This window comes from Pedobacter glucosidilyticus DSM 23534, from assembly GCF_000425145.1.
Lineage (GTDB): Bacteria > Bacteroidota > Bacteroidia > Sphingobacteriales > Sphingobacteriaceae > Pseudopedobacter > Pseudopedobacter glucosidilyticus.
The window spans coordinates 47,104-66,909 of the sequence record NZ_AULF01000010.1 but is presented as its reverse complement, the minus strand read 5'-3'; the positions used below and the strand labels follow the sequence as shown (position 1 = coordinate 66,909).

14 protein-coding genes are annotated in these 19,806 nt (G+C 33.5%); 7 read left to right on the top strand and 7 right to left on the bottom strand.

The features are described from left to right. Nucleotides 1–9: 9 nt before the first annotated feature. From H510_RS0103775 to H510_RS0103745, 7 genes are all read right to left on the bottom strand, one after another. The gene (locus H510_RS0103775; RefSeq protein ID WP_026903090.1) at nucleotides 10–1,029 is read right to left on the bottom strand and encodes a Gfo/Idh/MocA family protein; all 1,020 of its coding nucleotides are present in this window, start codon (nucleotides 1,027–1,029) and stop codon (nucleotides 10–12) included. A 136-nt stretch (nucleotides 1,030–1,165) separates the two neighbouring features. Then, the gene (locus H510_RS0103770) at nucleotides 1,166–2,374 is read right to left on the bottom strand and encodes a Gfo/Idh/MocA family protein (protein WP_036691779.1); all 1,209 of its coding nucleotides are present in this window, start codon (nucleotides 2,372–2,374) and stop codon (nucleotides 1,166–1,168) included. Nucleotides 2,375–2,528: 154 nt separating this feature from the next. Further along, complete coding sequence (locus H510_RS0103765; protein WP_026903088.1) at nucleotides 2,529–3,593, bottom strand: LacI family DNA-binding transcriptional regulator; 1,065 nt, start codon at nucleotides 3,591–3,593, stop codon at nucleotides 2,529–2,531. A 74-nt stretch (nucleotides 3,594–3,667) separates the two neighbouring features. Then, nucleotides 3,668–4,399: a glucosamine-6-phosphate deaminase gene (locus H510_RS0103760; RefSeq protein ID WP_245584784.1), complete on the bottom strand. Its 732-nt coding sequence runs from the start codon at nucleotides 4,397–4,399 to the stop codon at nucleotides 3,668–3,670. An 11-nt stretch (nucleotides 4,400–4,410) separates the two neighbouring features. Further along, entirely contained in the window at nucleotides 4,411–5,640 is a 1,230-nt protein-coding gene (nagA, locus tag H510_RS18175) for an N-acetylglucosamine-6-phosphate deacetylase (RefSeq protein WP_051291034.1), read from the bottom strand. 135 nt (nucleotides 5,641–5,775) lie between these two features. Beyond that, the gene (locus H510_RS19470; protein ID WP_081659181.1) at nucleotides 5,776–6,630 is read right to left on the bottom strand and encodes an alpha/beta hydrolase; all 855 of its coding nucleotides are present in this window, start codon (nucleotides 6,628–6,630) and stop codon (nucleotides 5,776–5,778) included. 39 nt (nucleotides 6,631–6,669) lie between these two features. Then, a complete protein-coding gene (locus tag H510_RS0103745) occupies nucleotides 6,670–7,839 on the bottom strand; it encodes an alpha/beta hydrolase family protein (RefSeq protein ID WP_211226540.1) in 1,170 nt (389 codons plus the stop codon). A 520-nt stretch (nucleotides 7,840–8,359) separates the two neighbouring features. Between H510_RS0103745 and H510_RS0103740 the strand changes: the two genes are divergently transcribed. From H510_RS0103740 to topA, 7 genes are all read left to right on the top strand, one after another. Continuing rightward, nucleotides 8,360–11,449 (top strand): SusC/RagA family TonB-linked outer membrane protein, encoded by a 3,090-nt coding sequence (locus tag H510_RS0103740; RefSeq protein ID WP_036691777.1) that lies wholly within the window; start codon nucleotides 8,360–8,362, stop codon nucleotides 11,447–11,449. 10 nt (nucleotides 11,450–11,459) lie between these two features. Beyond that, entirely contained in the window at nucleotides 11,460–13,055 is a 1,596-nt protein-coding gene (locus H510_RS0103735) for a RagB/SusD family nutrient uptake outer membrane protein (RefSeq protein WP_026903083.1), read from the top strand. Between the two features lie 29 nt (nucleotides 13,056–13,084). After that, nucleotides 13,085–13,993, top strand: a complete 909-nt coding sequence (locus H510_RS0103730) for a DUF5017 domain-containing protein (protein ID WP_162143049.1) — start codon at nucleotides 13,085–13,087, stop codon at nucleotides 13,991–13,993. A gap of 61 nt (nucleotides 13,994–14,054) precedes the next feature. Then, nucleotides 14,055–15,173 carry a right-handed parallel beta-helix repeat-containing protein gene (locus H510_RS0103725; protein WP_026903081.1) on the top strand — a complete coding sequence of 373 codons (1,119 nt, stop codon included), beginning with the start codon at nucleotides 14,055–14,057 and terminating at the stop codon, nucleotides 15,171–15,173. 190 nt (nucleotides 15,174–15,363) lie between these two features. Next, a complete protein-coding gene (gene mnmA / locus H510_RS0103720) occupies nucleotides 15,364–16,452 on the top strand; it encodes a tRNA 2-thiouridine(34) synthase MnmA (RefSeq protein WP_026903080.1) in 1,089 nt (362 codons plus the stop codon). Nucleotides 16,453–16,470: 18 nt separating this feature from the next. Beyond that, on the top strand, nucleotides 16,471–17,145 hold the full coding sequence (locus H510_RS0103715; protein WP_026903079.1) for a hypothetical protein: 675 nt from the start codon (nucleotides 16,471–16,473) through the stop codon (nucleotides 17,143–17,145). Nucleotides 17,146–17,244: 99 nt separating this feature from the next. Continuing rightward, a complete protein-coding gene (gene topA, locus H510_RS0103710) occupies nucleotides 17,245–19,806 on the top strand; it encodes a type I DNA topoisomerase (protein WP_026903078.1) in 2,562 nt (853 codons plus the stop codon).

Genomic DNA, 19,806 nt, shown 5'->3' with positions numbered 1-19,806 from the left:
GTACAAATTTTATTTAACCTTATTAAAAACAGCTTCAATATTTACTGATGCACCGTTATTTTTCTTACTCTCATCTGCAGCCTCAATAAAAGCGCAAATTTCTAGTGTTTCTTTTGGATTTACCGGTGCCTCTCCCGTTTCAAAAAATCTCACAATCTTTTGTAATAGAGGATTATAACCTTTAAAGTTATTAAGCTCAACAATATCATTCTCTCCAAAAACAGTAATGCCATAATCTCTTTTACCCGATCTTAAACCTCTAAAAGTTCCAATTCTGTTACCTTCCCAAAGCCCAACAACTAAATCGGTATCTGCTGTATGTACTCTGGATACCGATTTACAACCTGTTCCCATAATCGTAAAGAGCATTTCTACACCATGTATACCATACCAAAAGAAATCAGGATGCGTAGGTTCTAAAGGAGAAGGACTATAAGTTTGAGCACCTAATACTTTGCCAAATTTTCCATTTCTGGCCTCTTCCAAACCTTCCATATACCTTAATGATGAGGATGAAAATATTGGAGTTTTATATTTTTCTGAAGCCTTAAATATAGCCGTAGCATCTGCTAAAGAAGCAGCAATAGGCTTATCAATAAACATATGTTTACCAGCTTTTAAAACAGGTAAAGCTTGTTCTAAATGTCTCCTACCATCATTGGTTTCTAGCAAAACAACATCAACTTTTTTTAATAATTCATCAATAGATGAAACAATTTCTACACCTAGTTTTTTAACATCTTCTATGTAACCAGGTACACGTTCTATGCTACTTCTAATATCTAAACTACCTTGAGGGTACGCAGCTACTACTTTATAACCTAAATAAACACCTGCTGTGTCTGCTGCATTTAATGTTTTTGTAAAGGCTACAGCATGTGAGGTATCTAAACCTATGATACCTACCCTTTTACCTTTCTGCAAAGGAGCTTTAGCCATCACAGGATTTAATATTCCTGATAAACCTATGCTAGTACCAGCTACGGCTGCCATTTCAATAAATTTTCTTCTGTTATATTGGTGTTTCATATCCCTATATTTAAATTTATAGCTAATAATTTCGTAAATTAATTATAAAGCTCCTTAATATGTTAATAATTTTTAAAAATCAAAATCTAAACTAAAGAAATTTACGTTTACGTACACGTTTTAGGTAAGTATATTACTAAGAATATTCTTCTTTCCAATATTGTGTATTACCCGTTTCTATTGCAGTATTTGCCATGTGAACAGCAATAGCAACGTTCTTACCTACATTTACATCACAAAATGGTTTTTTATTGTTTGCAATGCAACTTACAAAATCTAATAACGCATAAACAGTTGGGTCTCTATCCGCTCCATCTGGAGACGAATATTTAATTTCCTTAGCCTCACCAGGTTTATAAACTTCAAGAGTTGCACCGCTAACTCCATCTACAGTTCCAATTTCTTTTTTCGCTGGTTCAGGATAAAAATAAACGCTACTTCTTTTGATATCTAAAGTTCCTTTAGAACCTAATATTTTTATATTATAACTATTGTGTTGATTATTAGATACTGATGTTACACAAGATTTTATACCATCCTCGTATTCATAAATTACCCTAATGTTATCATAGGTATCTCTCCCATCTTTCCAATAATCTATACCTCCTAAACCCATTACTTTCTTAGGGTTCGAACCAAGTAACCAATTTACAACATCTATTTGATGAGCGCAAAGCTCTGCTACTAGCCCTCCAGAAAACTCTTTGTATAATCTCCAGTTTATAACACGCTCCTCTTGGTCATTTAAAACTGGTCTGCGCCAATCAGAATTTCTGTTATACTGACTTTCAATATGTGATATTTTACCTAGCCATCCCTTATCTATAATTTCTTTAACCTTGTAATACATATCGTAATAACGATATTGATGTCCTACTTGGAAAACCAAATCAGTTTTCTGGACTATCTGAGACAAAGAAATTGCCTCTTTAATATTAAAAGACATGGTTTTTTCTACATAAATGTGTTTTTTATTTTTAATAGCTTCTAAACACATTGGATAATGAAGAAATAAAGGACTAGCAATAACAACGGCATCTATATTTGCTTGTGCTAACAGCTTTTTATAGTCAGCATAATATTGAGTTTGTGCATTACCCCACTTTTTTGCTTGCGCTAACCTACGAGGATCATTATCACAAAAAGCCACAAATTGAATCTCGGGGTTGTTTTTTGTTACGCTTATAATACCAGCACCTCTTTGTCCGCAACCGATAAGTGCTAATCTTACCTTTTTTGATTTATCTTGAGCTAAAGAAGTTAAGTTTAATGCACTTAAACTAGCTATTGTTAGAGCACTTCTGGATATAAACTTTCTTCTAGTAATTGCCTTTTTGTGATACATGGTTTATAAATTGCGTTATCTTTCGTGTACGTAACCGAAATTAATCTATTATTTTAAAATATCCAAATTATTTAAAAAAATACTTTTTGATATTTAGCTAGATTAAGGTGTTGATATCAGTCTGAATAATGATTTATTTGCTTAAAAGCTTTATCTAGTTTCTATAATAAAGATAATTTTCTTTTGTTATAATATCTATAGGCATATAGTATACTTTTTCTGCTTCTAAAGATAAAACCAAATAGTTATACAAAGTCATAATACCTTTATATCCCTGCTCAATTGGTTTTTGGCAGATTAAAAAATCAATAGTTCCTTTTTTAAGGAAATCTATATTCTCTTTTAAAAAATCAAAGCCTATCACTTTTAAGCCTGTAATATGAGATTCTTCTAAAAATCTGGCTACTGATGAAACCCTAGAATTACTAACAAAAATTAATTTGATATTTTTATTTTCTAATGCTTTTTGCATGCTTGCTTTTACAGATTCGTATGCTGTTTGCCTGATATCTATTTTGAAAATATCATTACTTCTGTTGTTAACTGAAAAATACTCTCTAAAACCTTCTTCTTTTCTTAAAAGATGATGATGGTTATCTATTTCTTTAGAGATATTTACGATTAAGATTTGATCAGTATCTGCAACTAAAAATCCTGAAAGATGTGCGGCAAGATAACCACTAGCATAAAGATTTGGACCAATATAACATAAACTATTTTGCTCTGGAACATCAGAATTTATGAATACATAAGGAATACCTTTTGAAATACAATTTTGGATAAAATATTTAGATTCCTCTATAAACATTGGTGCAAGCAAAACTCCGTCGCAATTACTATCAACAATAAAATTCGCTTGTTGTACAAAAGAACCTTTATCATTTTGATCAAAAAAATACTTATTTACTTTAACACCATAAGAAGCTATTTCTTCTTCTGCTTGTATAATTCCTGTTAAAGGAGCGTTCCAATAATCTGTTTCTTGAGATACTGCTGGTATTAATATAGCAAGATTAAGAACTTTTTTTGAGGCCAGCCGGCGAGCCAAAATATTTGGCTTATAATCTAGCTCTTCTATAATTGCCTGTATTTTAGCTTTGGTTTTTTCTGATACACCAGACCTATTGTGTAAAACTCTATCTACAGTGGCAATAGATACTTTTGCTCTTCTGGCTATTTCTTTAACACCTACCAGCTCTTTTTCCGAATCTTTATCCATTAATATTTAAATTTCCTAAAACTAAACTAAAATTTTAATTGGTTTTTATCAAAGAAATTTATTAAAGTGAGACCTTAAATAAGCTTTGCACTATCTTTATCTAAAAATAAACTTACATTTGGGTGATTTCTAAGTATGGTTGATGGATAATTTTCGGTAATCTCTGCTTTAAGTGTATGTAAAACTGCTTGTGATTTTTTTTCTCCGGGAACCATGCAAAATATATGAGGTGCCGACATTAAAGTTGGAATAGTTAAAGTTAATGCATAAAGAGGCACTTCATTTAAATTCTCAAAACAACCATCATTAACTTGTTGTTGCCTACAAGCAGTGTCTAAATCAACAACTTTAACCGCTTCTGTATCGTTAAAATTTGCGACATGAGGGTCGTTAAAAGCAATATGCGTATTCTCTCCTATGCCCATTAATACCATGTGTGGCTGAAATTCTTGAAGAATTTTAGTATATCTTTCGCACTCTCCCTGTACAAAAGAGGAATTACCATTAATCAAGTTAACGCTCTTGAAAGGAGCTTTATCAAAAATATTTCTCTTTAAAAAATTTCCAAAACCCTGTGGTGCGTCTTCTGGTAAGCCTACATATTCATCCATGTGAAAAGCATTTATCCTATTCCATACTATAGGTAAGTTTAATAGGTTTGAAAGAAACTCATTTTGCGAAGGGGCAGCAGCAAAAATAAGATTGATAAATTCCTCGGTTTGTAAAAGTTTATGGATACAATCTGCAACTTCTTTAGCAGCTACTTCTCCTAATTTTTCTCTGTTTTCTAAAATTTGTGTTTTCAATATATTGCTATTTAAATTTTGTTTATAAGTTCTTCCGGATTGAAAGCTGGAGAAAGTTTATTGTACAAAATATCTCCATTAACAATGGTAGTTTTAACATTTATATCATCATCAAATACTACTAAATCAGCATCTTTACCTATTTCTATAGAACCCTTATGATGATGTATTCCCATAATTCTGGCAGGTGTAGCAGTAATCATTTCAATAGCTTCTTTTAAAGCTATTCCAGCTTCATTAATCATTGTTCTTACTAGCCTATCTGCTGTTGCTACGCTTCCTGCAAAAGCAGTTCTATCGGGAAGTTTAGCTACACCATCTTCTACAATTACTTTAATGCCGTCTTCAAAATCTCCAAGTATAGCCTCTCCTTCCGGCATCCCAGCAGCTCTCATCGCATCAGTAATCAAGGCAGTTTTAGAAACACCCTTTATTTTATGAACAAGTTTTAGTAAAGGCGCTGGTAGGTGAATTCCATCTGCAATGATTTCTACATCCATATCATCTATTAGATAACCACTTTCTATAACACCTGCGTACCTAAAGGCATTTCTTCGCACTACTCCAGACATGGCAGAATAAAAATGTGTAGCTAGTGTATAACCATTGTCAAACGCTTCTATAACTTCTTCATAAATAGCATCTGTATGAGCTATAGCAGGTAAAATATTATAATTTTTTAATTGTTTTGCAAAAGCTATTGCTCCTTCTAATTCAGGGGCTGCACTCCATCTTTTAATAAGATGACCACCTATTTCCAAAATTTTATTGTATTCTAATGGATCTGGGTTTCTGATATATCTTGGGTCTTGTGCTCCGCGTTGACTCATGGCAAAATATGGGCCTTCTAAGTGCATCCCCATAAATTGAGCTCCTTTTTTATTTATTTTCTCGGCTTTCTCATAGCATGATAAAGTTTCTATGAGTTTTTCTGTGGTACTTGTTAAAGTGGTAGGAAACATTGCTGTTGTTCCAAATTTAACATGTGTTTCGGCTATTTTCAAAAATGCCTCAACACTTCTATCCATAAAATCATAACCACCACCACCATGTACATGCAGGTCTATAAAACCAGGAGAAACATAATTTCCATTAACATCCAAAACCTGAGCTAAAGGTGCGTCAATATCATTTTTACTTATCGATGTAATCAAACCATCACTTATTAAAAGTGTGGCATCATCCATAATTTGAGATGGCAAAATAAGTTTTGCATGTATAATTTTTAATTGGTTAGCCATGTAAGAATTGCTTTGTATTTTTTTGTGTACGTACCCGAAATTATCTATTTTAAGTTATAATTCCTATTAATTTAATATTTTATTTTATCGCCTATTTAATTAGGTGTTATTGAAAATTCATTAACTCTAATATTCCTATAAAAAGGTATTTAAAAAGGATATAATTTCATCAACTTTATTTTTAGTGATATAGTCATATCTCGCATGCCCTAGCCCGCTCATGATATTAATTTTAGATTGAAAGTTTTTGATTTCATTCATTCTTTTATGAAGTGCATAGGCGTAATTAACATGAATAAGTTTATCTTGGTCTCCATGATAAGTTAATAATGGTGCTGCCTGTTTGCGTATTAAAAAAGGATGCTCTAGACCTCCCCATAAATTAACAACAGCTTTTATATTTAATGGTTTATCTTTGATGATATAGGCTGTATATAAGGCCGTCATAGCGCCAGCAGAACCGCCAGAAATTGCCACCTTATTGCAATCAAAATCATATAATTTAGCATTCTCTTTAATCCACTTTAAAGCAAAAATTGCATCTTCTGATGCGGTTTTAATTGCTACTTGTAATCCCTCATGAAAATTATTTTTTAGTCCTTTAGCCATATTTGCACTACAACTAGCACCAACTATTTTATGTTTATTTAAGTAAAGTCTGTAATTGATAGAAACAACTGCATAGCCATAAGATGCTACCTTAGCACAAAATGCAGCTGTACTATTTTTATCACCACCACTAAATCCACCTCCATGTATAAAAACGAATACAGGTAATTTATCTCCTTTATTTTTTGGCAAGTAAAGGTCTAGAGTTCTATCAGATGAAGTATCAGGATAAGTGGTATCTGTTACTTGATATCTTAAATTATTTTTTATAGTTACAGAATCCTTTGCAGATGCAAACTTTCCGTAAGAAGAAAAACAGAAACAAAGAAGTAATCCTGATATTAATAAAATGCGTTTTAGTATGTCTTTATTCTTTTTCATTTTAAATTTATTTATACTAATCATTATGTTGTATAACCTTTAGGGTTTTAAAAAGTAAGTTAAGAACGAATAAGCTTGTTCGTTAGATTCAGCATTTGGCGCATGCAAAGGTCGGTTCGTCATTGCCACTTTATTTTTATAACCCAGAAGCTCATTAATTTTTATGGTGTGATTTAATGCTTCCCACCTCTTCTGAGGATCTGCCTCACCACCAGATACTAAAAAAGGCCTTGGTGCCATAAGCGCATGTAACTCGTGTAAATTAAGTTTATTGTGTATAAGTTTTGGATATAAACCAAAAGCAGGGTTATTCTTAGTAATAGGTCCTCTTGGTCTCCATGGCTGTTGATGATAGCCTAAATACCAAGGCTCCCAATAGTTTACAGATAATATATTTTCATCAAATACAATTCCTGGATCAGACCAAACGGCACAAGCAAATTTATCGAATAAGCAAGAGGCAAACATAGCCCATTTGCCTCCAAAAGAATGCCCCATAATACCAATTCTTTTTTCATCTACAACTTTTAAATTGGCCAAAACAAACCAGGCATTTGCGGCAGCATAAGCCAACATAGATAAAGGTTGTATGGTACTTCGCTGCAAAGAAGGATAAAAAATAGAGTAAGTTTTAGCTTTTGTAGCCTCAGTTGTACCTATAGAAAGTGTTATAAAACCTCTTTTTGTTAATTGATATGCGAAATCTCGGTCAGGTTTACCCAAACCAATTGCTGTTTCAGGCTCGTAATAAGTCGTAATAATTGCAGGCATTTTTTTCTGATGCCTATTATTAGGAATACATAAATAGGCTTTGGTTTTCTCGTTAATTGTCCAATTAAAAATGATGGTATATTGTGTGAAGCCATCTCTCTGTATAGTATCAACAAAATTAATATTTTGTGTTTCTATGAATTTTGGCCATTCTCCCATCAAAGACATCCAATTTTTTTTAATTTCAATTCGCCTTGCTTTCCAATCCGTTTTTGATTCTACCAGTCTACCATCGTAAAACGCTAAAGGTGAACGATAATCGCCAAAATTATCTTTAAATACTGGGGGCGGATTAAAATATGATGCTATTTTTTTCCAATTTTTTAACTCGCTTGATTTTTTTTGTGCATTTACTATATCGTCATTCTTTTTCTTTAAAAGTTTTGCATCACTATTTGTTAAAACATGGAGTTTGCAAAAGAATGCTAAAGCTATCATTAGAGTTTTTAATAACATCATATATCCAAAAAACAATCTATTTATTACTATTACACAACATCAAAATTTCTTTAAAAGAAAAATTAAAGACCTCTTAACTTAAATATAAATTTAATCTTCTGAAAAATTTATAAAATGCCATTTTAAAGCTATAATTGGGCTAAAACTTCCTATATATTTTACAATTATAAAATAATCTTATTAAAAAAAATCAAATTATTTATGAAATTAAAAAATAATTTCTAAATTCGGGTATGTACACGATAAACTATTTTAGATATTTTAGTTTTGGTTGCTTATTTAGCAGTATACTAACGAGCGTTTATTTGCTTAAAACCATTATATCAAAATTATTTGAGATAAAAATCAACTTTGTCAAAAACGGGTACGTAACCATTATTTTAAACAAATATGATAGCTATAATAAATTAACCAAATAAAACCCCAAAACTTAACTAATATGATAAAAAAATTATCTTCATTATTCACGAGTTGTTGCTGTCTATGGCTTGTATTTATAATGCCGCAAAAACTCAATGCACAGTCCTTAAGAAATATTAAAGGAATAGTTATAGACGAAACTACAAAGGAAACTTTACCTGGAGCGGTATTAAAAATAAGAGGAAGTAACCGTAGTACAACCACTAACGAAGAAGGTGCTTACACTATAAAAGGTATCACCAACGAAATTATCGAAATATCCTACTTGGGCTATTTATCTAAAAATATTGCCATCACGAATTCTAATACACTTAATATTTCTTTAAGTGTAGATAATAAAGCATTAAAAGAAGTTATTGTTATAGGTTATGGTTCTACAACAAAAGCGGATGCTACTGGCTCTATTTCTACTGTTAGTATGGATGACTTAGTTAAAGCTCCTGTTGCATCTTTTGAAGAGGCTTTAGCCGGCAGAGTTGCTGGTGTTACTGCTTCGGCATCTGACGGGCAACCAGGAGAAGCCTTAAACATCACCATAAGAGGTGGCAATTCTTTAACTCAAAGTAACGCCCCTTTATACGTTATAGACGGCTTCCCTATTGAGGATCCAGACAATGCTGCAATTAATCCAGAAGATATTGAGTCTATGACCATTCTAAAAGACGCGTCGGCCACTGCTATCTACGGCGCTCGCGGAGCTAACGGTGTTATCATTATAGAGACAAAAAAAGGTAAGGTTGGTGCTCCGGTAATTAGTTTTAATAACAGTATTGGCGTACAATCTCCACAAAAGCTCATCGATGTGATGAGCCCTTATGAGTTTGTTAAATATCAATCAGAACTAGATTCAGATCTAGCTACACAACTTTATTTTAGAGACGGAAGAACGCTGGAATCTTACAGAAATGTAAAACCAGTCAACTGGCAGGAAGAAATATTTAGAACAACATTAAACAGAATTCATAACATTGCTGTAAGAGGTGGAACTGCTCAAACAAAGTATAATATTTCTGGAAATATTTATGGACAAGACGGTATTATTCTAAATTCTGGCTATAACCGTTATCAAGGAAGAGTAAATATAGACCAAACGGTAAATAAAAAATTAAAAATTGGTTTAAATACCAATTATAGTAAAAGAATAACAGATGGTACAGCAGTTGCAGAAGGTGAAGGAACATCTTTTACCACTTATTTACTTTCCAGAGCTTGGTCTTTTAGACCAGTAACCGGAAACGTTAATTTAAATTTAATAGAAGAGGATGTTGATGAAGAAACTATAGACCAATTTAATGCTAGTTTTAATCCAGTTGTAACTACTTTAAATGCGTACAATAAAAGCTTTATAACAGATTTCTTAGCTAATGTTTATGCAGATTATGCTTTAACTAAAAATCTACAATTAAGAATTACGGGCTCTGTAAACTCTAGATCAGGAAGAACAGAGGCATTTTATAATTCTAAAACTCCAAGAGGAACCACAAGAAGTGCTTTTAATACTAAAGGCGTAAATGCAGGCATTGGCTTTAATGAATCTTTAACATTAAGTAATGAAAACACTTTAACTTATACCAAGGTATTTAATAAAGTACATAAGTTTACAGCACTAGGCGGTTTTTCTTTACAAGAAGTAGCAAGAAATTCTTATGGCTATACTACCCAACAAATTCCAAATGAAAATTTAGGTATGAGTGGTATGGATGCTGGAAATCCATTATCAACCTCAGCCCTACAAGCAGAATTTTCTTTAGTATCCGCATTTACCAGATTAAATTATAGTTATAAATCTAAGTATCTATTAACAGCTACTTTAAGATCTGATGCATCTTCTAAATTTGCTAAACAAAACAGAGCTTCTTATTTCCCTTCTGTTGCAGCAGGTTGGAGCATGCATGAAGAAAGTTGGTTTAAAAATATAGGCTTCATTAATCAATCTAAATTAAGAGCTAGTTACGGTTTAACCGGAAACAATAGAATTAGTGAATACACAACATATCCTAGCTTAATTAACTCTTTCCCGGCTTCTTATTCATGGGGTAACGGAACCCCTCAACTTGCGTCTATTGTTTCTACACTTGGAAATCAAGATATAAAATGGGAAACAACTGAACAGATGGATTTAGGCTGGGATTTATCTATGTTTAAGTCAAAAATTAACTTAACGGTTGATATTTACAGAAAAAACACTAGAGACTTACTGTTAAATGCTTTATTACCTAGCACTACTGGATTTGCTTCAGCCTTTAAAAATATCGGCAGCGTAAGAAACGAAGGTTTAGAAATAACACTTTCTACTGAAAATTTTAAAACAAAAAAATTCTCATGGTATTCTGATTTTAATATCAGTTTTAATAGAAATAAGGTTTTGGCCTTAGCAGAAGGACAAGAAAAGTTTTTTGCGACACCTTCGTTTGAAACTCAATACAATGCAAATCCTCTCTACATCTCTGAGATTGGTAAACCGGTAGGTATGTTCTATGGCTATATTTGGGAAGGTGTTTACAATTATGAAGATTTTAACAATCCTTCTGAGGGAGTATATGTTTTAAAACCTTCTGTATCAAGAAACGGTACTAATAATGTACAGCCAGGCGATATAAAGTATAGAGATATTAATGGTGATGGAACCATAGACCCTCAAGATTTAACCGTTTTAGGTAGAGGATTACCCATACATACCGGCGGGTTTAACAACAACCTCAACTACGGCAATTTTTCTTTAAATGTTTTTTTCCAATGGTCTTATGGTAATCAAATATACAACGCAAACCGGTTGATGTTTGAAGGAAACGGTAACGTAAGAGCCAATTTAAACCAGTTTGCTTCTTATGTAGATAGATGGTCGCCAGAAAACCCAACCAGTACAAACTTTAGAGCAAGAGGTCAAGGTGTTACAGGTTACCACTCTGATAGAGTTTTAGAAGATGGCTCATATTTAAGATTAAAAACCTTGTCTTTATCTTACAATATTCCTAAAAAATATATGAGCAAAACATTTTTAAATACCCTCAATTTAGGCGTAGCAGCTCAAAATTTAATTACCTGGACAAATTACACAGGTATGGATCCAGAAGTATCTGTAAGAAGATCTGCATTAACACCAGGTTTTGATTTTTCTGCTTACCCTATAGCCAGAACCATAGTATTTACTTTAAAATCTACTTTTTAATTTTTGTATCATGAAACAATCAATATATTCAATTCTGATATTAGTAGTATTAGTTTTTAGTTCTTGCGAAAAATTTCTAGAAAAAGAGCCTTTAGACTTTTTATCTCTAAGCAATTATTTTGAAACTGAGGCTGATTTAACCTCTGCCCTTGCAGGTACTTATGATATTTTAGGTAACGTTTATGGCGGTGTATGGCTTTACAGAGCTGGTATAGAGGCTGACGAAGGTTGGTTTGCTAGAAATTCACCCGCTATAGGTCCTCAAAACTTTAATTTCAGTTCTAGTTTTGGTGATGTTACTAATATTTGGTCTACATTATTTAGAGGAATCAACAGGGCCAACATATTGCTAGAAAATGTTGATAAAAACACTTCTATTGCTGAAAGTTTTAGAAACAGAATCAAAGGTGAAGCCTTATTTTTAAGAGGTTATTATTACTTTCTACTGGTACAATCTTACGGAGGTGTACCCATATTCACAAAGTCTACAGCCTCTGTTAAAGATATAGATGCTGCCAGAAACTCTATTGCAGAAGTTTATAATCAAGTTTTAGCTGATATGACTGCTGCAGAAAATTTAGTACCAGATATAACGGCTATTGGACATGCCGGTAGAGTAAGTAAATCTGCCGTTAGAGGTATTTTAGCCCGTGTTTGCTTAAACATGGCTGGCGAACCTTTAAAAGACGTTTCTAAATATGCAGAAGCAAGAACCTGGGCTAAAAAAGTTATAGATGACACACAAGCGGCGCACAGTTTAAATCCAGATTATTCTAACATATTTATAAAAATAGCCAGAGACGAATACGATATTAAAGAAAGTATTTTTGAAGTTGAGTTTTGGGGTAACAGAACTGATGTTTACACTGAGACAGGTTTTGTTGGTTTTGCTAATGGTCCTCAAACCTCTAATGTTGAAACAGGCAATGGTTTTGGCGGCCTTAGAGTTACTGCAAAATTATATAGAAAATATAATGCTAATGATCTAAGAAGAGATTGGTGTATTGCCAACTTTACATACAATAACAGTGGCCCTAGTGGTTCCAAAACACTTATCACAGGAACCGTAACAGATGCTAATCTTTATAACAGACAAGCGGCTAAATTTAGAAGAGAATACGAAACCTTAATACCTAAAGCAGTTGGACAAACCCCTCAGAATTTTCCGCTATTAAGATTTTCTGATGTTTTATTGATGTATGCAGAAGCAGAAAACGAAATAAACAACAATCCAACACCTAGTGCTTTTGAAGCTATAAATCAAGTACGCAGAAGAGCTTTTGGAAAATTACTGCCAGGCGCTATCAATATCAATCAATATGATTTAAGTAGCAGTTTAGATTATGAAGATTTTAAAAGCGAGTTACAAGACGAAAGAATGAGAGAGCTTGCTTTTGAACAGTTACGTAAATCAGACCTTATCAGGTGGGGTATATTTGCTTTTGAAATGAATGTTGTTTTACAAAATATAGATCAAAACTTTACAGCTAGACCTTACTACAGAATCAGATTCTTAAACGCTCAAGAAAGCAAACATGTTTTATGGCCAATACCTGCTGGAGATATCGTTCTAAACAAACTACTTACACAAAATCCAGGATGGTAATTTTTTTAAAAAAAACTAAAAAACTAGAAATGAAACTAAAATATCTTTTTTACATGATATTGCCAGTAGTGTTAGTATCATGCGACAGCTCTCTCGATGTTGAAGCTGAACCAGAATTTACTGTAAATACAGATAAAAACACATATAAAGTTGGTGAAGAAATAGCTTTTAATTTTACTGGAAATCCAGGAATATTAACTTTTTACTCTGGCTTACCCGGTAATGACTATAATTTTAAAGAAGGTAGAGTTGTTACGCTAAATGATTTAAAATTATCCTTTACCAGTAGTGTTAACTTTGGCACTCAGCCCAATCAATTATCTGTATTAGTATCAACTAATTTTAGTGGACAATATAATATAGATGCAATTAAAGCGGCTTCTTGGACAGATATCACCGACCGATTTACTTTAGCTACCTCTGGTACTTATTTAAGTTCTGGTATTGCTGATATTACAGATTTAAGGGTTAGCGGAAAACCTCTTTATTTTGTATTAAAATATGTATTTACTCCTGGTGCTGGAGCTGGCCGAACATGGGCTATAAGAGGTTTTAACTTACAAAGTAATACTTCTAATGGTTTAGAAACTTTAGCAGATCAAACTAATGCCAATTTCGGACTTTATTATTTTGGCCCTAAAGAAACAAGCGGCCGCTCTAGTATTACTTCTACAACCATTACTTTAAGAGCAAATGCATCTTCTAATACAGACTTAACAGAAGATTGGTGTATTAGCAAAGCCATTGATGTTTCCGATAGAGATTTAGGGCCAGATAGACCAGAAAAAATAAAAGGATATTCTGAACCACGACCTACAAGTTTCAATTTCTCTTATCCTACCCCAGGTACTTATGATGTTTACTTTACTGGTATTAATGCCACTAAAAAAGAAACAAGAACATTAGTAAAAAGCATTAAACTAACTATAGAACCTTAAACAATAACCGCTACTTTATAAATCGTCTATAAAGTAGCGGTCTTAATTTTTTATCCTTTCAATGAAACCACTTCTTATTTTTAGTATCATCATACTTTTCTTTTTTAAAGCTGCACAAGCAGACATTGTTAAATACGTTGCTCCTAAAGGTACAGGCAAAGGGACTCAAATATCTGACCCTGCTGATTTCCTCAATCCTGATTTTTGGGAATCCATACAAAAGCAATTAGCTAAAGAGAGCATAACTATTAAATTTTTAGCCGGAGATTATGTAAGAGCATTTATAGAAAAACCTCTTCTCCTTAAAAATATGGGACATTCAAAAAATAAGCTCATCCTTGAAGGAGAATCGCAGAAAACAATTTTTTCAGTACCTGTTGGATACCCTAAAAAACCAGTATTAATAGACGTAATTAATGCTCAAAACATAAGTTTTAAAAACTTTAATTTTACTGGTGATGGGAGTTTAGGTTATGCTTTAAGAATTACATCTACTAAAGGAAATACCACAAAAAACATTTTAGTTGAAAATTGCTCATGGATGGATATGCGTGGTATTATTTACGGTGCTACCGGAGCTCACCAAGAAGGCACTAGCCATATCACTTACAAAAACTGTGTTTTTAAACGTATCGGGGTTGATAGCCATTCTCACTTCATGTATCACTCTTATTGGGCTTCTCATATTAAAGTTTTAAACTGTTATTTTGAAGATTGTACAGGCGATTATGTTCGCTTTAGGGCACATTGCGATTATGGAACCGTACAAAACAGCACTTTTGTTCGTACTTCAAGCTTTCCTGTTTATGCTTTTATATCTGTTCCATTATTTAATGATGTGGATCCAGGTGATGAAACATTTGCAACTCATTATAATTTCACCAATAACTCTTTTACCAATACTCAAGATGCTATAGCTTTTCATCATTACGGATACAACCCCAAGCAGAAAAACTACCTGCTAACAGCAGCCGAGGCAGAGCTTTTAAACAACGGTAAAATGGCTGATAAAAGAGAAATATTAGCTAAAAACTTTGATATAAACACTGATAACATCCTGATAAAAGAAAATAAAACAACCCAAGTTAAAAGAACTGTAGTAATGGGCTCTTTTGCAAGATATGGTGCCACCTCTAAAGGCTGGACAGGTTTTGCTGATATTAGTGAACTATTCAAATAAAAAAAACACTTTAACCTCAGCTATGTAAGTTGGTTAACTCATTTATTACAAAATAATTTACTCATGATTAATAGTATGAATTTAAAACCTACATAAATTAGGTATATGGATTACTTTACATCCTACTGACGTCTCACATCCCACTCATCAAAAAATAAAAAATTATCTTTGTATCCGTAAATAAAAAGATATGAGTAAACACGGAAGAATATTAGTGGCGATGAGTGGTGGTGTGGATAGTTCTGTTGCTGCGGTAATGCTGCATGAACAAGGATATGAGGTGATTGGCTTAACCATGAAAACATGGGACTATGCTTCTTCTGGTGCCAACTCTAAAGAAACTGGTTGTTGCAGTTTAGATTCTATTAATGATGCCCGCTCTTTAGCTGTAGGATATGGTTTTCCGCATTACATTCTAGATATAAGAAACGAGTTTGGAGATTTTGTAATTGATAATTTTGTAGATGAATATCTGGCTGGCCGCACACCTAACCCTTGCGTACTTTGTAACACACACATCAAATGGGAAGCTTTATTAAAAAGAGCTGATAAACTGGATTGCGAATTCATAGCAACAGGCCACTATGCTAATATTCGTTTTCAAGAGAATGGAAGATATGTAATTTCTAAAGGAAAAGATGAAAATAAAGATCAATCTTACGTATTATGGGGTGTTTCTCAAGAAAATTTAGCTCGTACTAAATTCCCGCTAGGTTCTTTTACAAAAGCAGAAATTAGACAAATGGCCTTAGATATGGGCCAAGAAGAATTGGCTAAGAAAGGTGAAAGCTACGAGATTTGCTTTGTTCCTGATAATGATTATAGAGCATTTTTAAAACATCGTGTACCAGCACTAGAGCAAGAAGTTGATGGTGGTGATTTTGTTTTAACAGATGGCACCAAAGTAGGTAAACATAAAGGCTATCCTTTTTACACCATTGGGCAAAGAAAAGGTTTGGGCGTTGCTTTTGGTAAACCTATGTACGTTACCCAAATTTTACCAGAAAGTAATACAGTTGTTTTAGGCGAGGAAGAAGAACTACAAAAAACAGAAGCCAGCGTAAGAAATTTAAATTTAGTTAAATATGCGGCTATCCCAGAGCCTTTAGAAGCGATTACAAAGATCAGATATAAAGATGCTGGCACTTTTAGCCATATCCACCAAGAGGATAATATCATGAAAGTAAACTTCCATCACGCTGTTTCTGGTATTGCACCGGGGCAATCGGCAGTTTTTTATGAAGGTAATGATTTACTTGGAGGTGGTTTTTTAATGTAATTCTATTAAATTAGTTGCATGAAAAAATTAGGTCAGGTAATTTTAACATTTTTGGTGATACTTTCTTTAAGTTGTACCAAAGAAAAAAATGCTGCTCCTAAATCTTTTCAGTACGAGTATTATCCGTTGGCAAAATCTAAAGTTTGGGTTTACGATGTAGATTCTACCCATTATAATAACTTCAACAACTCGGTAACCAACTTTCAGTTTCAAATTAAGGATTCTATTGCCGATTTTTTTATAGGCCTAAGCGGAGATACTATTTTTAGATTAGAACGCTACAAAAAAGAAAACAACAGCAACATTTGGTTTTTTCAGAAAACCATAGCCAGAAGTAAAAGCATCAGAGCAGCAGAAGAAACCTTAGATAACCAAACTTTTGTGAGACTTATTTTTCCACCAGAATTTGGCGCACAATGGAATGGTAACAGCAGAAATAATATAGGCGAGCAAAACTATACTATTACAGATTTTGAAGTAGCGAAAGAAGTAAACGGAACCAATTACCCTACAACACTTTCAATAACTCAAATAGATGAAAACAACCTCATAGAAGAAGATTTTGCTACAGAGGCTTATGCTAAAGACATCGGCTTAATTTATAAAGAAGTTAAGAAGATAGAGAAAGATATTTCTAACGGAAGAATCACAAAAGGTTTTATATATTCTTTTAAATTGAAATCCAACAATTAGCAAAAAATCTTGTTGCTTAAATAATTTAATACGTTTTTAATCCCTTTTTTTTGGGATAAAAAATATATTATCCTTTATTTGCGGTAAAATCAATTTTTAATGGCGAAAAACTTACTGATTGTAGAGTCTCCGGCGAAAGCCAAAACTATAGAAGGATATTTAGGTAAAGACTTTCTGGTGAAATCCAGCTATGGCCACATCCGTGATTTGAAGAAAGATGATGGAGCGATTGAAGTTGATAACGATTTTAAACAGCACTATGAAATTCCTGCCGATAAAAAACAGGTAGTAGCCGAGTTGAAAAAGTTAGCAAAAGAAGCAGAAATGATTTGGCTAGCATCCGATGAAGACCGCGAGGGAGAAGCTATTGCATGGCACTTATATGACTCGTTAGGTTTAAAAGAAAGCAATACTAAACGTATTGTTTTTCATGAGATTACCAAACCAGCTATTTTAAAAGCTATAGAAAATCCAAGAACCATTAACTATAACTTAGTTAATGCGCAACAAGCTAGGCGTGTTCTAGACCGTTTAGTAGGTTTTGAGCTTTCTCCTGTACTTTGGAAAAAGGTAAAGCCTTCTCTCTCTGCTGGTAGAGTGCAATCTGTAGCAGTAAGACTAATTGTTGATAGAGAAAGAGAAATTAATCATTTTACAGCAGAATCTGCTTATAAGATTATTGCCATATTCTCTACAGGTAAAGTAAAAGAAATTTTTAGAGCAGAACTATCACAGCGCTATGCTAACAAAGAAGAGGCAGAACAATTTTTAAAAGATTGTATTGGTGCTAATTTTAAAGTTAATTCTTTAGATACCAAGCCAACCAAAAGAAATCCGGCTCCACCGTTTACCACCTCTACCTTACAGCAAGAGGCAAGCAGAAAGCTAGGTTTTTCGGTTTCTAGAACCATGACAGTGGCTCAGAAACTATATGAAACTGGAAAAATCACTTATATGAGAACCGATTCTGTTAACCTTTCTGATACAGCTATTGAAGCCGCAGAAAGAGAAATTAACAGCGCTTATGGCAACAAATACCATCATAAAAGAACGTTTAAAACAAAATCTGCTGGAGCACAGGAAGCTCACGAGGCTATCAGGCCAACCCATTTTGAATGGCATAGTATTGATGGTGATGCCAGCGAAAAACGTTTGTATGAATTGATTTGGAAAAGGGCCATTGCCTCTCAAATGAGCGAAGCTCAGTTTGAAAAAACTACAGCTAAAATCAATATATCTACTCGTAAAGAGGACTTAACCGCTAATGGTGAGGTAATGAAATTTGATGGTTTCTTAAAAGTATACCTAGAATCTGAAGACGAAGAGAGCGACGCACATTTAGAAGAAGATAATAACGCCATTTTACCTCCACTAAGTGTTAATCAAAACTTAGAATTGGTAGAAATGAATGCTACAGAGCGATTCAGCAGACCACCAGCAAGATATACCGAGGCTTCTTTAGTAAAAAAGTTAGAAGAGTTGGGTATTGGCCGACCATCAACTTATGCTCCAACCATTTCTACTATACAAAATCGTGGTTACGTAGTTAGAGAAGATCGCGAAGGAAAAAGTAGAAATTATGGCGTTTACACACTAAAAAACGATAAAATTGTTAATACTACCAAATCTGAAGTTACCGGAACAGAAAAAGGAAAGCTTTTCCCTACTGATATTGGCGCAGTAGTAAACGACTTTTTAGTAGAACACTTTAAAGATATTGTTGATTTCAACTTTACAGCATCAGTAGAGAAACAATTTGATGAAATTGCTAATGGCTTAAAAGAGTGGACTAAAATGCTTCACAATTTTTATCAGCCTTTCCATACAGAAGTTGAAGATACTTTAAAAAATGCCGATAGAGCTAGTGGCGAACGTCTTTTAGGAACAGACCCCGCTACAGGTAAAAACGTTTATACCCGAATTGGTAAATTTGGCCCTATGGTTCAAATTGGCGAAGCAGAGGATGAAGAAAAGCCTCGTTACGCCAGCCTGTTAAAAGCACAATCTGTAGAAACTCTTACTTTAAAAGATGCTTTAGAACTCTTTAAACTTCCTTTTTCTTTAGATGATTATGAAGGTAAAGAAGTTGCAGTTGGTGTTGGCAGGTTTGGACCTTATGTTAAATGGGGAGAAACTTTTATATCGTTACCTAAAAATGAAGATCCATTAATGGTAAATCAAGAAAGAGCTATTGCCATTATTCAGGAAAAACTACATACCGATGCTCCGGTAGCGCAATACAAAAATCTTCCAGTAACAAAAGGCAAAGGCAGATTTGGCCCCTTCATCAAATGGAACGATTTGTATATCAACATCCCGGTAAGGTATAATTTTGACAACTTAAGTCAGCAAGATATTGAAGAGCTGATTAGCGCCAAAATGGAAAAAGAAGCTAACCGTTACATACAGCAATGGGAAAGCGAGAAAATTGCCATAGAAAATGGTCGTTGGGGTCCATTCATCCGCTTTGGTAAACAAATGTTAAAGCTTGGAAAAAACACAGCTACTAACCAGAAATTTACCGCAGAAGATTTAGCAGCTATCTCTTTAGAGGATGTAAAAAAGCTCATTACCGAGCAAATACCGGACGCTTTTGAGCCAAAAACAAAAAAAGTTACTAAAAAAGCTCCTGCAAAGAAGGCGGTAGCGAAAAAAAAGTAA

What these genes read in the sequence shown, in the direction of transcription:
- H510_RS0103770 (WP_036691779.1), bottom strand. Translation starts at nt 2,374, where the DNA reads ATGTATCACAAAAAGGCAATTACTAGAAGAAAGTTTATATCCAGAAGT.
- H510_RS0103765 (WP_026903088.1), bottom strand. Translation starts at nt 3,593, where the DNA reads ATGGATAAAGATTCGGAAAAAGAGCTGGTAGGTGTTAAAGAAATAGCC.
- nagA (WP_051291034.1), bottom strand. Translation starts at nt 5,640, where the DNA reads ATGGCTAACCAATTAAAAATTATACATGCAAAACTTATTTTGCCATCT.
- mnmA (WP_026903080.1), top strand. Translation starts at nt 15,364, where the DNA reads ATGAGTAAACACGGAAGAATATTAGTGGCGATGAGTGGTGGTGTGGAT.
- H510_RS0103730 (WP_162143049.1), top strand. Translation starts at nt 13,085, where the DNA reads ATGAAACTAAAATATCTTTTTTACATGATATTGCCAGTAGTGTTAGTA.
- H510_RS0103735 (WP_026903083.1), top strand. Translation starts at nt 11,460, where the DNA reads ATGAAACAATCAATATATTCAATTCTGATATTAGTAGTATTAGTTTTT.
- H510_RS19470 (WP_081659181.1), bottom strand. Translation starts at nt 6,630, where the DNA reads ATGAAAAAGAATAAAGACATACTAAAACGCATTTTATTAATATCAGGA.
- H510_RS0103725 (WP_026903081.1), top strand. Translation starts at nt 14,055, where the DNA reads ATGAAACCACTTCTTATTTTTAGTATCATCATACTTTTCTTTTTTAAA.
- topA (WP_026903078.1), top strand. Translation starts at nt 17,245, where the DNA reads ATGGCGAAAAACTTACTGATTGTAGAGTCTCCGGCGAAAGCCAAAACT.
- H510_RS0103715 (WP_026903079.1), top strand. Translation starts at nt 16,471, where the DNA reads ATGAAAAAATTAGGTCAGGTAATTTTAACATTTTTGGTGATACTTTCT.
- H510_RS0103745 (WP_211226540.1), bottom strand. Translation starts at nt 7,839, where the DNA reads ATGATAGCTTTAGCATTCTTTTGCAAACTCCATGTTTTAACAAATAGT.
- H510_RS0103775 (WP_026903090.1), bottom strand. Translation starts at nt 1,029, where the DNA reads ATGAAACACCAATATAACAGAAGAAAATTTATTGAAATGGCAGCCGTA.
- H510_RS0103740 (WP_036691777.1), top strand. Translation starts at nt 8,360, where the DNA reads ATGCCGCAAAAACTCAATGCACAGTCCTTAAGAAATATTAAAGGAATA.